We start from the raw sequence: 16,270 nt of genomic DNA, 5'->3' as shown, positions 1-16,270 counted from the left end.
AGTCATTGCATCGCCGACGCCCACGCCATGGATACAGGTGCGCGTCCGGACCCGGCAGAGTTCATCCGGGCGAACATGCGGATCGCGGCAGTGCCTGCGATTCCCGAAATTCGGCTTTACACCGCCCATCCGGGAAGCGGGCTCAGGCGGCTTGTCGAGTGGAACCAACACGCGACCGAAGAAGACGGCCCTGAACCGGAGCCACCGTACTGGGCCTATGTCTGGGCCGGCGGCGCGGTGCTCGCCCGCTACATACTCGACCGGCCGGAGACCGTGGCCGGCCGTCGCGTGCTCGACTTCGGCGCCGGTTCGGGTCTCGTCGGCATCGCAGCGGCAACAGCCGGGGCAAGCGCGGTCGTCGCGGCCGAGATCGATCGCAATGGTGTGGTTGCGCTCGGCCTCAATGCGACTGCGAACGGCGTTGTGATCGCGACGATCGGCGAGGACATCACCAGCGGTCCGCCGCCACCGGTGGACATCGTGGTGGTCGGCGACCTGTTTTACGCCCATGATCTTGCCGGCCGGGTCCTTCCTTTCCTCGACCGCTGCCTTGGGGCCGGCATCGCCGTGCTGATCGGCGATCCGGGCCGCGCCTATCTGCCCCGCTCGCGGCTTCGCCTGCTGGCCGAATACGAGGTGTCGGATGTCGGCGAAGGCAGGAATGCGGCGATGAAACCGAGCGGCGTGTTCTCGTTCGGACCAGCCAGCTGCGAGTCTAGACCGTCTCGCTGACTCGGGCGGAAAGAAAATCGGGCAGATCGGCAACTGAATCCAGGATGACGTCGGCGATCTGCGACAGCGATTCACGTGTGCCGGTGCCGGACAGCACGCCAATCGCCAGGCCACAGCCGCCGGCGCGCGCCATCTCCAGATCGTGGCGATTGTCGCCGACCATTGCGATCGTCGCTGGCCTGAGCCCTGTCAGATCCGAGAAGGCAAGGATCGTATCCGGCGCCGGTTTTGGATTGGCCACCGCGTCGTAACCATAGGCGGCGTCGAAAAGCTGCGCGACGCCCAGCGTGACCAAGGTCTTTTCCGCGCCGCTGGTCGAGTCGTTGGTGGCGACGCCAAGCCGGTAGGATTTTCTGTGAAGCAGGCCAAGCGTCTCGACCACACCCGGCAGCGCCACCGCCATTGCCGATCCTTGCGCCGAAGTGATGGCGTTGAAGCGGGCGACGGCCAGCATCTGGTCCTCGTCGGACAGCCGTGGAAACCACAGCTCGACGACGTCCATGTTGGTGCCGGAGGCAAAAATCGAATCCGGCTTGAAGCGCTTGGTGGCGAAGTCGAAGCCCGCCGCCGCAAGCAGCCTGTCTGCTTTCCAGCGATCGCCTTCGGCCGCATCCATCGCCATGAAATCGGCGATGCCCAGCCATGTCGCGTTGAAATCTACGAGCGTGCCGTCCTTGTCGAACAATATTGCCTTGATGTCCGCCAAGCTTTTCACTCCAGGCCGCGCAAGCGGTGAATGTATTCCACCAGTCCGGCAGTCGAGGCATCCCGCTTTGCGGCGTTCTCCTTGCCTTCAACGACGGGCAGCAGCCCGGTCGCCAGTTCCTTGCCAAGCTCGACGCCCCACTGGTCGAAGGAGTTGATGTTGAACAGCGTGCCTTCGACGAAGACGCGGTGTTCGTAGAGCGCAATCAGCCGTCCGAATGTGTGGGGGTCGAGTTTCCTGTAGAGGATCGTCACCGAGGGGCGGTCGCCGGAGAAGACGCGGTGCGGAGCAATCCTGTCGACATCAGCCGGCTTCATGCCTTTGGCCAACATCTGCGCGCGGGCTTCCTCAAGCGTGCGGCCCTTCATGAAGGCTTCCGACTGCGCCAGGCAATTGGCAAGCAGAAGGTCGTGATGATGCTTCAGGTCCGGCTCGTGGCCGACGGCAGCGGCAAGGAATTCGACCGGAATGAAATCGGTGCCCTGATGCAGAAGCTGGAAGAAGGCATGCTGGCCATTGGTGCCGGGCTCGCCCCAGACCAGCGGGCCGGTCGGCGTCGTTACAGCGCCGCCGTCCAGGGTGACGCTCTTGCCGTTCGATTCCATGTCGAGCTGCTGCAGGTAGGCCGGCAGCCTGGACAGGCGCTGATCGTAGGGGATGACGGCGCGAGCGGGGTATTTGCAGACCACCCGGTGCCACCAGCCAATCAGCCCCATCAGCGCCGGCAGGTTCTTCGCCAGCGGCGCGGTGCGGAAATGCTCGTCCATCTCATGCGCGCCGTCGAGAAAGGCGCGAAAATCCCTTGGCCCGATGGCGATCATCACCGGCAGACCGATCGCACCCCAGACGGAATAGCGGCCGCCGACCCAGTCCCAGAAGCCGAAGACGCGATCGGGTGCGATGCCGAAATTGGCTACCAGGTCGAGCGCCGTCGACACGGCGGCGAAATGCTTGCCGACCGCTTCCTTGCCGAGCGCCTTCTCGACCCATCCGCGCGCGGTCTCGGCATTGGTCATCGTCTCGACCGTGGTGAAGGTCTTGGAGGCGATGATGAACAGGGTGGTTTCGGCGGAAAGACCCTTCAGCGTGTCGTGGATATGGGCACCGTCGATATTGGATACGTAATGCGCGCGCGGCCCGTCGTGATAGGGCGCCAGCGCCAGCGTCGCCATGGCCGGGCCGAGATCGGAGCCGCCGATGCCGATGTTGACGATGTCGGTGATCTTCTTGCCGGTCGCGCCGGCCGCCTTGCCGGAACGCACCGCGTCGGCGAAGGCACCCATCGCGTCGAGAACGGCAAGGACTTCCGCCTTCACGTCTTGCCCGTCGAGCACGATGCCCTTGCCGGTCAGGTTGCGCAGCGCCGTGTGCAGCACGGCACGGCCTTCGGTGATGTTGATCTTCTTGCCAGCAAACATCGCGTCGCGCCGGCCTTCGAGGTCGGCGGCCGCAGCCAGCTTCTCCAGCAACTCCATCGTCCGCGCATCGACCGCGCATTTCGACCAGTCGAGCAGCAGGTCTCCGTCGCTGGCGGAGAATTTCTCGAAGCGCTGCGGATCGGCAGCGAAAGCGTCGCGCATCGAGCCCGATTTGGCCGCACGATGATCGCGCAATGCGTCGAGCTGCTTTTGAAAGGACGATTGATCCACTGCTTCGCTCCGGTCTCTTGAGATGCATCTTATCAGGCCGGATGTTTCCGGCGCGTGTCGTCGCGGCAAACTATCGGGTCGAATTCCATCTGTTTCAATGCGCAGCGATGCCGCAGCGCGGCGTGGGCCGGCGCAAAGGATCACTGGCATAAATCCCAGCGATCAGAAAAATTGATTGGCGCAACACCTTGTGCCACCGGTACATTCGGCTGGTCCAGCCAAGTGAAAAAAGCTGGCCATCGAGGAACATCTCCCATGCCACAGCGAAACGACACGGCCATATGGTCCGGCCTGTTCCGGATTTCGGCGGAATCCGGTCAGACCCTGCAGGCGCAGATCCGCCAGGCGATCGTCGCCGCCATCCTCGACCGGCAGATCGCAGCTTCGATGCCGCTTCCGTCCTGCCGGATTCTTGCCGAAAAGCTCGGCGTAGCGCGCGGCACCGTGGTGCTGGCCTTCCAGCAGCTGGTCGACCAGGGCTTCCTGGTGGCGCGCGAGCGCCGCGGCCATTTCGTCAATCCCGAAGTGTTGGCGACGCCGGCCAAGCCGCACCAGAAGGCGCCCGACCAGGCCAACGAGATCGACTGGAAGGCGCGCCGGCAGATCGCGGCGAGCGACATGCCACCGCCGGCCAAGCACGACAACTGGATCAAGTCGTCCTACCCCTTCGTCTATGGCCAGTTCGACCCGGCGCTGTTCCCGACCGCCGAATGGCGCGAGTGCAACCGCATGGCGCTGGCGGTGCTCGAAATCCGCAACTGGGCGTCCGACATGGTCGACCGCGACGATCCGCTCCTGATCGAGCAGATCCAGGCACGGCTGCTGCCGCGACGCGGCATCTTCGCCAATCCCGACGAGATCATCGTGACGCTGGGCGCCCAGAACGCGCTTTACATGCTGGCGACGCTGTTGATGACCAAGGGCTCGAAGGTGGCGATGGAGGACCCGGGCTATCCCGATGCACGTTCGATCTTCCGGCTGGCCGGCGCCGACATCCAGCCGGTTCCGGTCGACCACTCCGGCATCGTAACCTCGGCTATTCCCAATGATTCCGGCTTCGTCTTCGTCACGCCCAGCCACCATTGCCCCACCATGGTGCCGCTGTCGGCAGAGCGACGGCAGGATCTTTTGGCGCGCGCCAACCGGCACAACCAGATCATCATCGAGGACGGCTATGACAGCCAGCTCTTGGACGAGGCGCCGCAACAGGCGCTGAAGAGCCTCGATCGGTCCGGCCGCGTCGTCTATGTCGGCTCGATGTCGAAGACGCTGGCTCCCGGCCTCAGGCTCGGCTACATCGTCGCCTCGGCCGGGCTGATCTCCGAGCTTCGGGCGCTGCGCCGCTTCATGCTGCGCCATCCGCCGGCGAACAACCAGCGCGCCGTCGCTTTGTTCCTGTCGCTCGGCCATCACGAGGCGCTGGTGCGGCGGCTGTCGAGCGCCTTCGACGAGAGGCGCAAGCGTCTGGTCCATGCGATTTCCGCCTTCCTGCCGGAATGGCGTTCGACCGATTCGGCCGGCGGCACATCACTCTGGCTCGAGGGGCCGCGCGGCACCGATTCGCGCGGGCTGGCGGAGGCCGCGGCCTCGCGCAGCGTCATCATCGAGCCCGGCGACCGCTTCTTCGACCGCACCGAAAAACCATCGCGTTTCATGCGCTTGGGCATTTCCTCGATCGCGTTGCAGCACATCGAACCCGGCATCCGCGAACTGGCGACGGCAGCTGGACGCAGACCGGCAGCGGCCTGATCTCTCTTCCCCGACCGGAGCCTGGCGCATGTAGTGCGGCTCCGGTTCTTTAGCTCCTTGGCATATGCGACGGGACCGGCTGGCACATAGGCTGTGCCAATGCCGGCGGCATAGTCGCTGTATAAAGGGGACGAAGCAGGCCGATGGTGGACCAACCGCCGCGCCCGCTCCGCAGCTAAAGTTGGAGTGCCTTCATGCCAATTGCCCATGAGAAGCAGGACGTGTCCGCAGACCAGCGTTCGCGGCGGTCCGGCGGGCGCGAGGCGCGCCGCGCCATGCGGGCGGCACCGCTTGCCGACGACGTCAAGCCGGTGCGCGCTGGCCTCGAAGGCGGAAGCTACAGCCCGCTCAGCGGCAATGATTGCGAACGTATCCACGAGGCCGTGCTTACCCTTCTGGAGACAGTCGGTTTCGCCAACGCCATCCCCTCCTGCATCGAGGCACTGACCAAGGCCGGCGCGACCCTCAGTGAGGACGGCCGCCTGCGCTTTCCCCGCGGTCTCGTGCTCGACACGATCAAGAAAGCGGCACGGCATTTCACCCTGCACGGCCAGGATCCGAAGCATGACATGGTGATCCAGGGCAAGCGCGTGCATTACGGCACGGCCGGTGCTGCGGTGCATCTCGTCGATGTCGAAAAGCGTGAGTATCGCGAGTCGCTGTTGCAGGACATTTACGATGCCGCGCGCCTGGTCGAAGGGCTCGACAACATCCATTTCTTCCAGCGGCCGATGGTGCCGCGCGACATTCCCGACCCGCTCGATATGGATTTCAACACGCTCTACGCCTGCGTCATGGGCACGTCGAAGCATGTTGGCACCTCGTTTACCGTGCGTGAGAACGTCAAGCCGGCGCTCGACATGCTCTATGCGATCGCGGGCGGCGAAGAGAATTTTCGCGCCCGGCCTTTCGTCTCCAATTCCAACTGCTTCGTCGTACCGCCGATGAAGTTTGCAGAGGACGCCTGCGGCGTACTCGAAGCCTGCGTCGAGGGCGGCATTCCGATCCTGCTACTGTCGGCAGGACAGGCGGGTGCGACGGCACCGGCGGCGGTTGCCGGCGCCGTGGTGCAGGCGGTCGCCGAAGTGCTCGTCGGCCTCATCTACGTCAACGCCATCAAGCCAGGCCATCCGGCGATTTTCGGTACCTGGCCGTTCGTCTCGGATCTCCGGACCGGCGCCATGTCGGGCGGTTCGGCCGAGCAGGCGGTGCTGACAGCGGCCTGCGCGCAGATGGCGCAATTTTACGACCTGCCGGGCGGCTCTGCCGCCGGCATGACAGATTCGAAACTGCCTGACATCCAGTCCGGCTACGAAAAGGGAATAACCGACGTGATGGCCGGTCTTGCCGGCCTCAACCTCGTCTATGAATCGGCCGGCATGCACGCCTCGCTGCTCGGCTTTTGCCTTGAGAGCCTGATCATCGACAACGACATGCTCGGCCACTGCCTGCGCTGCGTGCGCGGCATCGAAGTGACGGACGAGTCGCTGTCGATCGACACCATTGCCGATGTCTGCCTGAAGGGCCCGGGCCATTATCTCGGCAACGAGCAGACGCTGCGGCTGATGCAGACCGAATATTTCTATCCGGCCGTCGGCGACCGCTTTTCGCCAAAGGAATGGAATGAGAAAGGCAGGCCCGATATCCTGCAGCGGGCGATCATCGAGAAGAAACGCGTGCTTGCCGAACGCTTCCCGCGCCACGTGCCAAAGCCGGTCGACGACAAATTGCGCGCCCGCTTCGGCGATATGATCAAGTTGCCGCGCGGCAGAATGGGCGGCTGAGCGTTACCCGCTCGCCGCCAGCAACAAGACACCGGCCAGCGCCGATCCAGCAAGCGTCGGCAGCATACCGATCTTCAGCTTCAGGATGGCGATCATCGAGGCACAGGAAAGCAGCGCCGCGCGCCAGTCTATCGATGAAAGCACCGGCACGTCCATTCCAAGCCCGACATTGCGCACTTCGCCGAAGATGACGTGCAAGCCGAACCATAGAGCGAGGTTCATGATGACCCCGACGACGGCGGCGGTGATCGCACCGAGCGCCGCCGACAGCGCCTTGTTGCCGCGCAGCGCTTCGATGTAAGGCGCGCCAAGGAATATCCATAGGAAACATGGGGTAAACGTCGCCCACAGCGTGAACAGCCCGCCAAACAGTCCGGCAAGCAGCGGCGCCAGCAAGCCCGGCTGGCGGAACGCGGCAACGAAGCCGACGAACTGCAAGACCAGGATGAGCGGACCCGGCGTGGTTTCGGCAAGCCCAAGGCCGTCCACCATTTCACCGGGTGCCAGCCAGCCGAAGGACTCGACCGCTGCCTGCGCGACATAGGCAAGCACGGCGTAGGCACCGCCGAAGGTGACGACCGCCATGGCACTGAAGAAGCCACCGATTTGCGTCCAAACGCTGGCAGGGCCGGTGACAGCCCAGACCAGCAGAACAGGCCCCAGCCAAATCGGCAGCCAGATCGCCAAAGTGCGCGGCGCATGCCATCGCGTCGGCCTGACATGGGTCAGTTCGCCGCGCTCGAACATCAGATCGACCACGCCCTTTATGTCGGGAACATCGCCCTTGCCATGCGAGGCGCCGGAAAAAAATGCCGGCGCACTACGGTTGCCGATCCAGCCTGCCAGGCCGGCAAGCAGCACGATCAGCGGAAACGGCACGTTCAACGCGTAGATGGCGATGAAGGCGGCGAGTGCGATCGACACCATGACCGGGTTTTTCAGCGCGCGTCTGCCGATCCGGATCACCGCCTCGATGACAATGGCGAGCACGGTCGCCTTGACCCCGAAAAACAGCGCCGCGACGAGTGGTACATCGCCATAGAGCGCATAAAGGCTGCTGAGGACGAGCATGACAAGCGCGCCCGGCACGACGAAGAGAAGGCCGGCGACAAGGCCGCCGGCCGTTTTGTGCAGCAACCAGCCGATATAGATGGCGAGCTGCTGGGCCTCGGGGCCAGGCAGCAGCATGCAGTAGTTCAACGCATGCAGGAAGCGCTGTTCGCCGATCCAGCGACGTTCCTCGACCAGTTCCTTGTGCATGAGCGCGATCTGCCCGGCCGGGCCGCCAAAGCTGAGCACGCCGATTTTCGCCCAGACCTTCACGGCCTCCCGGAAGCTCGGCACAGCGGGCTCCTGGATCTCCGCCGGCTTTTTCGAAAGGACGGCGCTCACGCTGGTTTGCCCGCGCCGAGACTGACTGCGCCGGCGGCCGGCCAGTTATGCGTCTCCTCGGTGGCATCGCGGCACCAGCGGAAGAACGCATCGTAAAGCAGCATGCCGGCCTCGAGCTGCTCCAGATCGTCGCGAAACATCCGTGACAGGCCAAGCGAGGCGGCCAGGAACCCGGCCGCCTGTGGAACAACATCGAGGCTCGCAGTATCGGCAGCGCGTATGATCGTGGCCAGGCGATCGAGCGCTTCGGATTTAAGCCCGAACTCCTCGATCATGGTGTCGAAGGTGCAGCGTTCGCCGCGGTGGCTCCAGAACACGTTCTCGATGTCGAAAGGCACGGCCTGAAAGCGATCGGCGACGGCCGCCACTTCGGCCGGCTCGACGAAGAGAAAGACCGCGTGAAGATCGATGAAGCGCCGGATCAGCCAGGGGCAGGCGATGCGGTCGACCTTCGGGCGCGTACGCGTTACCCAAACGGTGCGGCCCTTGGCATCGGCGGGCGGTATCTTGTCCGCGTAAACGAGAAGGCCCTTGGCATCGCGCCATGCTTCAAACCCGCCGTCGAGCGATTCGGCGGCAATGCCCTCCTGCCGCAGCCATGCGGCCACGCCTTGCGAGAGCTTTTTTCCCTGCTGGCAAACGACCGTCACTTGCCTGCCGGCGAAGTCGGCAGCCCAGTTCGAGACAGTCCTGAAATCACGACGATCCGACCCCGGCAGCAGGCGCGGATCGGCGTTGTAGTCATCGTCGATGCGGACGTCGATGATTGCGGGTGCACCCGGCAGCCCAATCAGACGGGACAGTTGCGATACAGTGATAGCGGTTGTTGACGGCATGGCGTCCACCTCCTTGAAAGAGAAGCTTGGACGCGAACGTTGGGCTGACGCCTCACGGGGTCGTCGCGATGCACCCCTGAGGTTGATCGTGGATTTGTCACGCCCGCTTGTCAAGCATTCTGCTTGATCTTGACACGTCCAGCTTGCCGGACGCCCGGTAAAAAGCGGAACAGCCGAGACGAAATTCCTGCTGCAGGCGATCCTCACTCCTGCTCGATCGACTTGGCGCACTCGTTGAGCAGCACCAGCGCTTCGGCAAGACCTTCGGTGCGAAAGACCAGCGGCTGTTCGACGCCCGTCACCCGCACGGTCATCGATCCGGCGCCGGCGACGGCCTTCTGCTCGTCCGTCGTCAGCGCTTGGTCGAAGTCGACTATGTAGTCGACCGTGGTCATCGCGGTCATTTCCAGCGGCGTGTCGGCATTGCCAAGTAGCAGCGTCGCGGTGACGGGCATGTCGTCCTTGACGGCACCCGGCCACAGGAACACGCGCATGACAATTCCCGTCCAGTCGCGCGTGCGCCCGAAATTCAGGCCGTTATAGGGCGTGGCGGCGAATTCAACCGGATCGCGGTTGGACGCGTTGCACCAGCGCCCAGCGACCGCAACCGTCCAGCCATTGGCCGTTACCGGAAATTCGGTGGCTGAAGCAACGAACGGCAGCAACGAAGCAGCCGGTAAAAGAGCTGTACGCAGCAGTTTTCCCGGCCGCCTCATGCGACTGATCCTGGTCAGTGATTGTCCCTCGGTACGCCGCTCGTATGAGCCACATCCTGGTATTTCACCGCCGGCTTCAGCACCATGCCTTCGGAAAACTGATCGACCATGCCGCGCTGGATTTCCTGCCACGGCGTCTGGTGCTTCGGATAGTGATAGCCGCCATTGTTTTGCAGCTCGGCGCGGCGCCGCGCGATTTCGTCGTCGCTGACGAGGATGTCGGCGGTGCCCTTGCGCAGGTCGATGCGGACGCGGTCGCCGGTCTTCAGCAGCGCCAGGCCGCCGCCGATGGCGGCTTCCGGCGAGGCGTTGAGGATCGATGGCGAGCCCGACGTGCCCGACTGGCGACCGTCGCCGATACAGGCCAGCGCGTGGATGCCCTTTTTGATCAGATAGGCAGGCGGCTGCATGTTGACGACTTCGGCGCCGCCGGGATAGCCGATCGGGCCGGCGCCGCGCATGAACAGGATGGTGTGCTCGTCGATGCCCTGTGCCGGGTCGTCGATGCGGGCGTGATAGTCCTCGGGGCCGTCGAAGACCATGGCGTTGCCCTCGAAGGCTTCGGGGTCCTTCGGGTTCGACAGATAGCGCTCGCGGAATTCGGGCGAGATGCCGCTGGTCTTCATGATCGCCGAATCGAACAGATTGCCCTTGAGATTGATGAAGCCGGCATTCGCTTTCAGCGGCTCGGCAACCGTGCGGATGACGTCGAGGTTCTCGTTGACGGCGCCGCTGCAATTGTCGCCGATGGTCTTGCCATTAACTGTCACGGCTTCCGGATAGGGCAGCAGGCCGCCCTTCATCAGTTCGGCGACCACGGCCGGCACGCCGCCGGCATGGTGATAGTCCTCGCCGAGATATTCGCCCGTCGGCTGCAGATTGACGATGAGCGGTATGTTGAGGCCGACCTTCTGCCAATCGTCATTGTCGAGCGGCACGCCGAGATGGCGGGCGATGGCGTTAAGGTGGATCGGCGCATTGGTCGAGCCGCCGATCGCCGAGTTGACGACGATGGCGTTCTCGAAGGCCTTGCGGGTCATGATGTCGGAGGGCTTCAGATCCTCATGCACCATGTCGACGATGCGCTTTCCGGTCTCGTAGGCGATCTGGCCGCGTTCGCGATAGGGGGCGGGGATAGCGGCCGAGCCCGGCAATTGCATGCCGAGCGCCTCGGCCAGCGAATTCATCGTGGTGGCGGTGCCCATCGTATTGCAATAGCCGGTCGACGGCGCCGAGGAGGCAACGATATCCATGAACTCGTCATAGCCAATCTCGCCGGCCGACAGGCGCTGGCGCGATTCCCAGACGATAGTGCCGGAGCCGGTGCGCTTGCCCTTGTGCCAGCCGTTGAGCATCGGGCCGACCGAAAGCGCGATAGCCGGAATGTTGACGGTGGCCGCGGCCATCAGCATGGCCGGCGTCGTCTTGTCGCAGCCGATGGTGAGCACCACGCCGTCGAGCGGATAGCCGTAGAGTACCTCCACCAGGCTGAGATAGGCAAGGTTGCGGTCAAGTGCAGCAGTCGGCCGCTTGCCGGTCTCCTGGATCGGGTGGCAAGGGAACTCGAAAGGAATGCCACCCATCGAGACGATGCCTTCGCGCACGCGCTTGGCCAGTTCGATGTGATGGCGGTTGCAGGGCGACAGGTCCGAGCCAGTCTGGGCGATGCCGATCAGCGGCTTGCCGGACATCAGTTCGGCCCGCGTCAGCCCGTAATTCAGGTAACGTTCCAGATAGAGTGCCGTCATGCCCGGATTGTCGGGATTGTCGAACCACTCCTGCGAGCGAAATTTTTTCTTGCTGGTGGGGGCGCCTGCCATCGTGGTCTCCGTATTTGTATGACAAATCGATATGACAACGCGCGGAAGCAGGCAAGGGGCACGCACCATCCGAATCCGCACTTTGGTGCGATAGACACACATCTGCCTCCGCGCCAGACCGGATCGGGGTTTGTCAGCCCGCTATCCCGGAAAAGTTGGAGCGTGTCGCCGCGGACCCGCCCGGCCCTTCGGGCCACCCTCCCCTCAAGGGGCCCACTTGGGGGAGGGATATCCGCATCACTCGAACACGATGCTCGGCACTGCAGCCTCGGCCGCGCCGCGCTCTTCATTGACGCGGTCCCAGACCTTGGCGGCGATGTCGCGATAGATTTTCGCCTCAGCGCCATCCGGCTTGGAGACCACCACCGGCGTGCCGGCATCGGAGCTTTCGCGGATGCCCATCACGAGCGGCACTTCACCAAGGAAGGTGACGCCGAGACGCTCGGCCTCGCGGCGCGCGCCGCCATGGCCGAAGATGTCGTAGCGTTTTCCCGTATCGGGAGCGAGAAAATAGCTCATGTTTTCGACGATACCCAATAGCGGCACGTCGACCTTTCTGAACATGTTGAGGCCTTTGCGCGCATCGATCAGGGCCAGGTCTTGTGGCGTCGAGACGATGACGGCGCCGGCCAGCGGCACCTGTTGGGCCATGGTCAGCTGGGCGTCGCCGGTGCCGGGCGGCATGTCGACGACGAGCACATCGAGCGGTCCCCATTCGACCTCGCGCAGCATCTGCGTCAATGCCGACATCACCATCGGGCCGCGCCAGATCATCGGCGTCTCCTCATCGACGAGGAAGCCCATCGACATGACCTTGAGGCCATAATTCTGCATCGGTTTCAGGATCTTGCCGTCGACGGTCTGCGGCCTGCCATGAATGTTGAGCAGACGCGGCATGGAGGGGCCATAAATATCGGCATCGAGCACACCGACCCGCAGCCCGTTGGCGGCAAGCCCAAGGGCGATATTGACGGCGGTGGTCGACTTGCCGACGCCGCCCTTGCCGGAAGCGACGGCGATGATCGCTTCGATGCCGGGTACGCCGCGCTTGCCCTGGCTGTGCGAGGCGGGCGCCTGCGGCGCGGGACGCGTAGGTGCGGCCGGCGGAGCGTGCCTCTGAGCCGTTCTTTGCGGAACCGGCGCCTCCATGCCACCGCCCTTCTTTTCAGCCGTCAGCGCGACCACGGCGCCGGCAACACCGGGGATCGCCTTGACGACACGCTCGGCCGCCGCACGCAGCGGTTCCATCTCCTGGGCTCGGGCAGCGGGAACGGTGATCGAAAAGAACACCTTGGCATCGGCAATGAAAATCTCGGAAACCAGGCCGAGGTCGACGATATTGCCGGTGAAATCCGGCCCATTGACCGTTTTCAGGCGCTCGATAACGATTTCCTTGGTCACGTTTTCATTGGCGGCGGGCATGAGTTTTTCCTCTACTTTTCCGCTCCAGATAATGCAGTTCCGGAACAGAACCAAGCAATGGACCAACAGTTGCAGCGGCGTATCAGGGAGGCGGCGACCATATGACGGCATTTCCAGTGGGAGCAGCCGTCGCCAAATCGTCAACGCAGCCTATTTCAATGGACAGGGAATGACCGCCAGGGAAGGAGACGAACCATGCTCGCAAACAGCAACGCAACGGCCAATCTCGCTGTGAAGGACCTGGCCAAGGCCAGGGCTTTCTACGAAGGGGTGCTCGGCCTCAAAGAGGTGCACAATGAGGGTGGCGAACTGATCGTCTATAAAAGCGGCGATACCAGCATCAACGTGTACCGTTCGAACTTCGCTGGAACCAACAAGGCGACGGCTGTGACCTGGACGGTCGGCGACGAACTCGGCAAGATCGTTGAGGCATTGAAATCGAAGGGCGTGACCTTCGAGCATTACGACATGCCAGGCCTGACGCTGGAGGGTGACGTTCATGTCGGTCAGGGCATGAAGGTGGCATGGTTCAAGGATCCCGACGGCAACATCCTGAACCTTGTGGATAGGTAGATACGGCGCATCGCCTGCCGCGCAGTGCTACGGTGCTGTCACCATGCCAGGCTGACCGCGAGATAGGTGAGAGCCGCGATCGCCGCGGTTGCCGGCAGGGTGACGATCCATGCCACCACGATGTTGCCGGCAATGCCCCAGCGAACGGCGGAGACGCGGCGGGCGGCGCCGACGCCGATGATGGCGCCGGTGATCGTGTGCGTAGTCGATACCGGAATACCGAGCCAGGTGGCGGCGAACAGGGTGATCGCACCGCCGGTCTCGGCGCAGAAACCCTGCATCGGGTTCAGCCGGGTGATCTTCGATCCCATGGTGTGGACGATGCGCCAGCCGCCGAGCAACGTGCCCAGCGCCAGCGCCGACTGACAGGTGATGACGACCCACAGCGGCACGTAAAAATTCGCGCCGAGCATGCCTTGCGAATAGAGCAGCACGGCGATGATGCCCATGGTCTTCTGCGCGTCGTTGCCGCCATGGCCGAGCGAATAGAGCGAGGCGGAAAAGAACTGCATGACGCGGAAGGTGCTGTCGACGGCGAACGGCGTCTGCCGCACGAACAGCCAGGAGACCGCGAGGATCAAGACGAGCGCCAGCAGAAAGCCTGCCGCCGGCGATAGCACGATGGCCGCCGTCGTCTTGCCCAACCCGGCCCAGACGATGGCACCGGTGCCTGCCTTGGCAACGCCGGCGCCGACCAAACCGCCGATCAGCGCGTGCGAGCTGCTGGACGGGATGCCGACGAGCCAGGTGACGATATTCCAGACGATGGCGCCGACAAGTGCTGCGAAGATCACTGCCGGCGTGACGATGCTGGCGTCGATGATGCCGGTTCCCAGCGTCTCCGCCACGTGAAGACCGAAGAACATGAAGGCGATGAAATTGAAGAAAGCCGCCCAGAAAACCGCATAATGTGGCCGCAGCACCCGGGTGGAGACGATGGTGGCGATGGAGTTGGCGGCATCGTGCAGGCCGTTGAGGAAATCGAAGAACAGCGCGACGACGACAAGGCCGACCAGCACGGGAAAGGCTATTGCGGCTTCCACTATACGTTCTCGATGACGATGCCGCTGATTTCGTTGGCGACGTCCTCGAAGCGATCGACCACCTTTTCCAGCTGGCCGTAAATCTCGCTGCCGATCAGATAGGCCATCGGGTCGCTGCGGCCGTGCCGCTTGAACAGGTCCTTCAGGCCTTGCTCGTGCAGGTCGTCGGCCCGGCCTTCGGCGCGCATGACTTCCTCGGCGATGGCGTTTAGGCGCACCGTATGCGCCCCGACCTTGCCGAGCAGCGGGATCGCCTCGGCCACCAACTTGGCGGCCTCGACGATGACGCCCCCCATCTCCTGCATCAGCGGGTCGAATTCCTTCTTTTCGAACAGCCTTACCGTCTTGACGGTCTTGTGCATCATGTCGATGGCATCATCCATCGACTGGATCAGGTCCTTGATGTCGCCGCGATCGAAGGGCGTGATGAAGGAGCGGCGCACGGCCAGCAGCACTTCCGCGGTGATCTGGTCGGCTTCGTCCTCGAGATCGATGATCGTCTGACACCAGCGGTCGATGTCGTTGCCCTGCAAAAGCTGCTGCAGTGCCTCGGCGCCGCCGACCACGGTGCGGGAATGCCGCTCGAACAGGTCGAAGAAGCGATCTTCGCGCGGCAAAAGCTTGCGGAACCAGCCCAGCATGTTCGGTCTCCCGTCGTGTCCAGTCCACGACCCCGTCTCATCCACATAGCGCCGCATTCCATCGCGGGAAACAGTAAGCCGGCTGAAAGATGTGGATGCGGACGATTTACACACGCGGCTTGCGGCCGAAGGCGATTTCCACGACGTTGCGCGCTACAATCGGACACAGCGTCCGTGACAGGCTTCCGACGGCATGATCGACAAGCTGGAATTCTTCATCGCACTTGCCAGGGAAGAACATTTCGGCCGGGCGGCGGAGGTGTGCGGCGTCACCCAACCGACGCTTTCGGCCGGCATCAAGCAGCTGGAGGGCCAGCTCGGCGTGATGCTGGTGCTGCGCGGCTCGCGCTTCCAGGGGCTGACGCCGGAAGGCAAGCAGGTGCTGGTGTGGGCGCGCCGCATCGTCGGCGACAGCAGGACCATGCGCGAAGAGATGCGGGCGGCACGCCACGGCCTGTCAGGGCGCATCCGTATCGCGGCGATCCCGACAGCACTCGCCATGGTGGCGCGATTGACGACGCCGTTTCGGGCAAAGCACCCCGGCGTTACCTTCTCGGTACTGTCGCGGACCTCGATCGAGGTGCTCTCGCTGCTCGGCAATTTCGACATCGACGCCGGCATCACCTATCTCGACAACGAGCCGCTCGGGCGCGTCACCAGCGTGCCGCTCTACGACGAGCGCTACCAGCTGATCACCGCCGTCGGGAACCCCTATTTCGACCGCGACAAAGTGACATGGGCGGAACTCAGCCAGCTGCCGCTCTGCCTGCTGACGCCGGACATGCAGAACCGCCGCATCATCGACCAGCATCTGGCCGAAGCCGGCGTGCAGGTGCGGCCGACATTGGAATCCAACTCGATGATCGTGCTGTTTTCGCATATCCGCACCGGCAAATGGTCGTCCATCATGCCGCTTAACCTTGCGGAAACGTTCGGCTTTTCCGAGCCGATCCGGGCTATCCCGATCGTCGAGCCCGATGCCAGCCACACCGTCGGGTTGGTGGCGGCGCCGCGCGAGCCGCACACGCCGCTGGTCTCGGCGCTGTTGGACGAGGCAATGGCGCTGGCGGACGATTTCCGCGCCCGTCGCTAGGCTAGACAATGCTGGTGACCGCGAACGATAGAAAATTTCTATCGAGCAACGGATCGGCTTTATTGATTTAGCGGGTTTCCTCTGATTTCCTAAGCACTTAGCGGAAGACCGCCA

General features: G+C 63.6%; 14 protein-coding genes. 5 read left to right on the top strand and 9 right to left on the bottom strand.

The window, feature by feature from the left end:
• Positions 1-27 precede the first annotated feature (27 nt).
• Positions 28-732: a class I SAM-dependent methyltransferase gene (locus NKG60_RS25265; protein WP_352866952.1), complete on the top strand. Its 705-nt coding sequence runs from the start codon at positions 28-30 to the stop codon at positions 730-732.
• Here the strand turns inward: NKG60_RS25265 and NKG60_RS25260 are convergent.
• A complete protein-coding gene (locus NKG60_RS25260; RefSeq protein ID WP_352866886.1) occupies positions 716-1,438 on the bottom strand; it encodes an HAD family hydrolase in 723 nt (240 codons plus the stop codon). The two genes, NKG60_RS25265 and NKG60_RS25260, sit on opposite strands and share 17 nt — an antisense overlap.
• A gap of 5 nt (positions 1,439-1,443) precedes the next feature.
• Positions 1,444-3,087 (bottom strand): glucose-6-phosphate isomerase, encoded by a 1,644-nt coding sequence (gene pgi / locus NKG60_RS25255; RefSeq protein ID WP_352866884.1) that lies wholly within the window; start codon positions 3,085-3,087, stop codon positions 1,444-1,446.
• 255 nt (positions 3,088-3,342) lie between these two features.
• Between pgi and pdxR the strand changes: the two genes are divergently transcribed.
• Together pdxR and NKG60_RS25245 are read left to right on the top strand one after the other, a co-directional pair.
• The gene (gene pdxR, locus NKG60_RS25250; protein WP_352488079.1) at positions 3,343-4,836 is read left to right on the top strand and encodes a MocR-like pyridoxine biosynthesis transcription factor PdxR; all 1,494 of its coding nucleotides are present in this window, start codon (positions 3,343-3,345) and stop codon (positions 4,834-4,836) included.
• A gap of 194 nt (positions 4,837-5,030) precedes the next feature.
• A complete protein-coding gene (locus NKG60_RS25245) occupies positions 5,031-6,620 on the top strand; it encodes a trimethylamine methyltransferase family protein (protein ID WP_352866881.1) in 1,590 nt (529 codons plus the stop codon).
• Positions 6,621-6,623: 3 nt separating this feature from the next.
• Here NKG60_RS25245 and chrA read toward each other — a convergent pair whose 3' ends face one another.
• The 5 genes from chrA to NKG60_RS25220 all read right to left on the bottom strand — a co-directional run bounded on the left by chrA (position 6,624) and on the right by NKG60_RS25220 (position 12,806).
• Entirely contained in the window at positions 6,624-8,012 is a 1,389-nt protein-coding gene (gene chrA, locus NKG60_RS25240) for a chromate efflux transporter (RefSeq protein ID WP_352975864.1), read from the bottom strand.
• Positions 8,009-8,848, bottom strand: a complete 840-nt coding sequence (locus tag NKG60_RS25235) for a chromate resistance protein ChrB domain-containing protein (protein ID WP_352866876.1) — start codon at positions 8,846-8,848, stop codon at positions 8,009-8,011. The genes chrA and NKG60_RS25235 overlap by 4 nt, the downstream gene beginning before the upstream one ends.
• Before the next feature lie 203 nt (positions 8,849-9,051).
• Positions 9,052-9,564: a hypothetical protein gene (locus tag NKG60_RS25230; protein ID WP_352866873.1), complete on the bottom strand. Its 513-nt coding sequence runs from the start codon at positions 9,562-9,564 to the stop codon at positions 9,052-9,054.
• A 14-nt stretch (positions 9,565-9,578) separates the two neighbouring features.
• Positions 9,579-11,384, bottom strand: a complete 1,806-nt coding sequence (locus NKG60_RS25225) for an IlvD/Edd family dehydratase (protein WP_352866871.1) — start codon at positions 11,382-11,384, stop codon at positions 9,579-9,581.
• Between the two features lie 237 nt (positions 11,385-11,621).
• Positions 11,622-12,806 (bottom strand): Mrp/NBP35 family ATP-binding protein, encoded by a 1,185-nt coding sequence (locus NKG60_RS25220; RefSeq protein ID WP_352866869.1) that lies wholly within the window; start codon positions 12,804-12,806, stop codon positions 11,622-11,624.
• 195 nt (positions 12,807-13,001) lie between these two features.
• Between NKG60_RS25220 and NKG60_RS25215 the strand changes: the two genes are divergently transcribed.
• Positions 13,002-13,379 (top strand): VOC family protein, encoded by a 378-nt coding sequence (locus NKG60_RS25215; protein ID WP_352448526.1) that lies wholly within the window; start codon positions 13,002-13,004, stop codon positions 13,377-13,379.
• A gap of 38 nt (positions 13,380-13,417) precedes the next feature.
• On the opposite strand, the gene NKG60_RS25210 is transcribed toward NKG60_RS25215, so the two are convergent.
• The gene (locus tag NKG60_RS25210; RefSeq protein WP_352665373.1) at positions 13,418-14,422 is read right to left on the bottom strand and encodes an inorganic phosphate transporter; all 1,005 of its coding nucleotides are present in this window, start codon (positions 14,420-14,422) and stop codon (positions 13,418-13,420) included.
• Positions 14,422-15,063 carry a DUF47 domain-containing protein gene (locus NKG60_RS25205; RefSeq protein WP_254816177.1) on the bottom strand — a complete coding sequence of 214 codons (642 nt, stop codon included), beginning with the start codon at positions 15,061-15,063 and terminating at the stop codon, positions 14,422-14,424. Before NKG60_RS25205 ends, NKG60_RS25210 begins: the two co-directional genes overlap by 1 nt.
• A 193-nt stretch (positions 15,064-15,256) precedes the next feature.
• Here NKG60_RS25205 and NKG60_RS25200 point away from each other — a divergent pair, with 193 nt between their 5' ends.
• Positions 15,257-16,156 (top strand): LysR family transcriptional regulator, encoded by a 900-nt coding sequence (locus NKG60_RS25200; RefSeq protein WP_023717897.1) that lies wholly within the window; start codon positions 15,257-15,259, stop codon positions 16,154-16,156.
• Positions 16,157-16,270: the final 114 nt, after the last annotated feature.

This window comes from Mesorhizobium sp. M1428 (assembly GCF_040317515.1).
Classification (GTDB): domain Bacteria; phylum Pseudomonadota; class Alphaproteobacteria; order Rhizobiales; family Rhizobiaceae; genus Mesorhizobium.
This window is presented reverse-complemented; position numbering and strand designations above follow the sequence as displayed.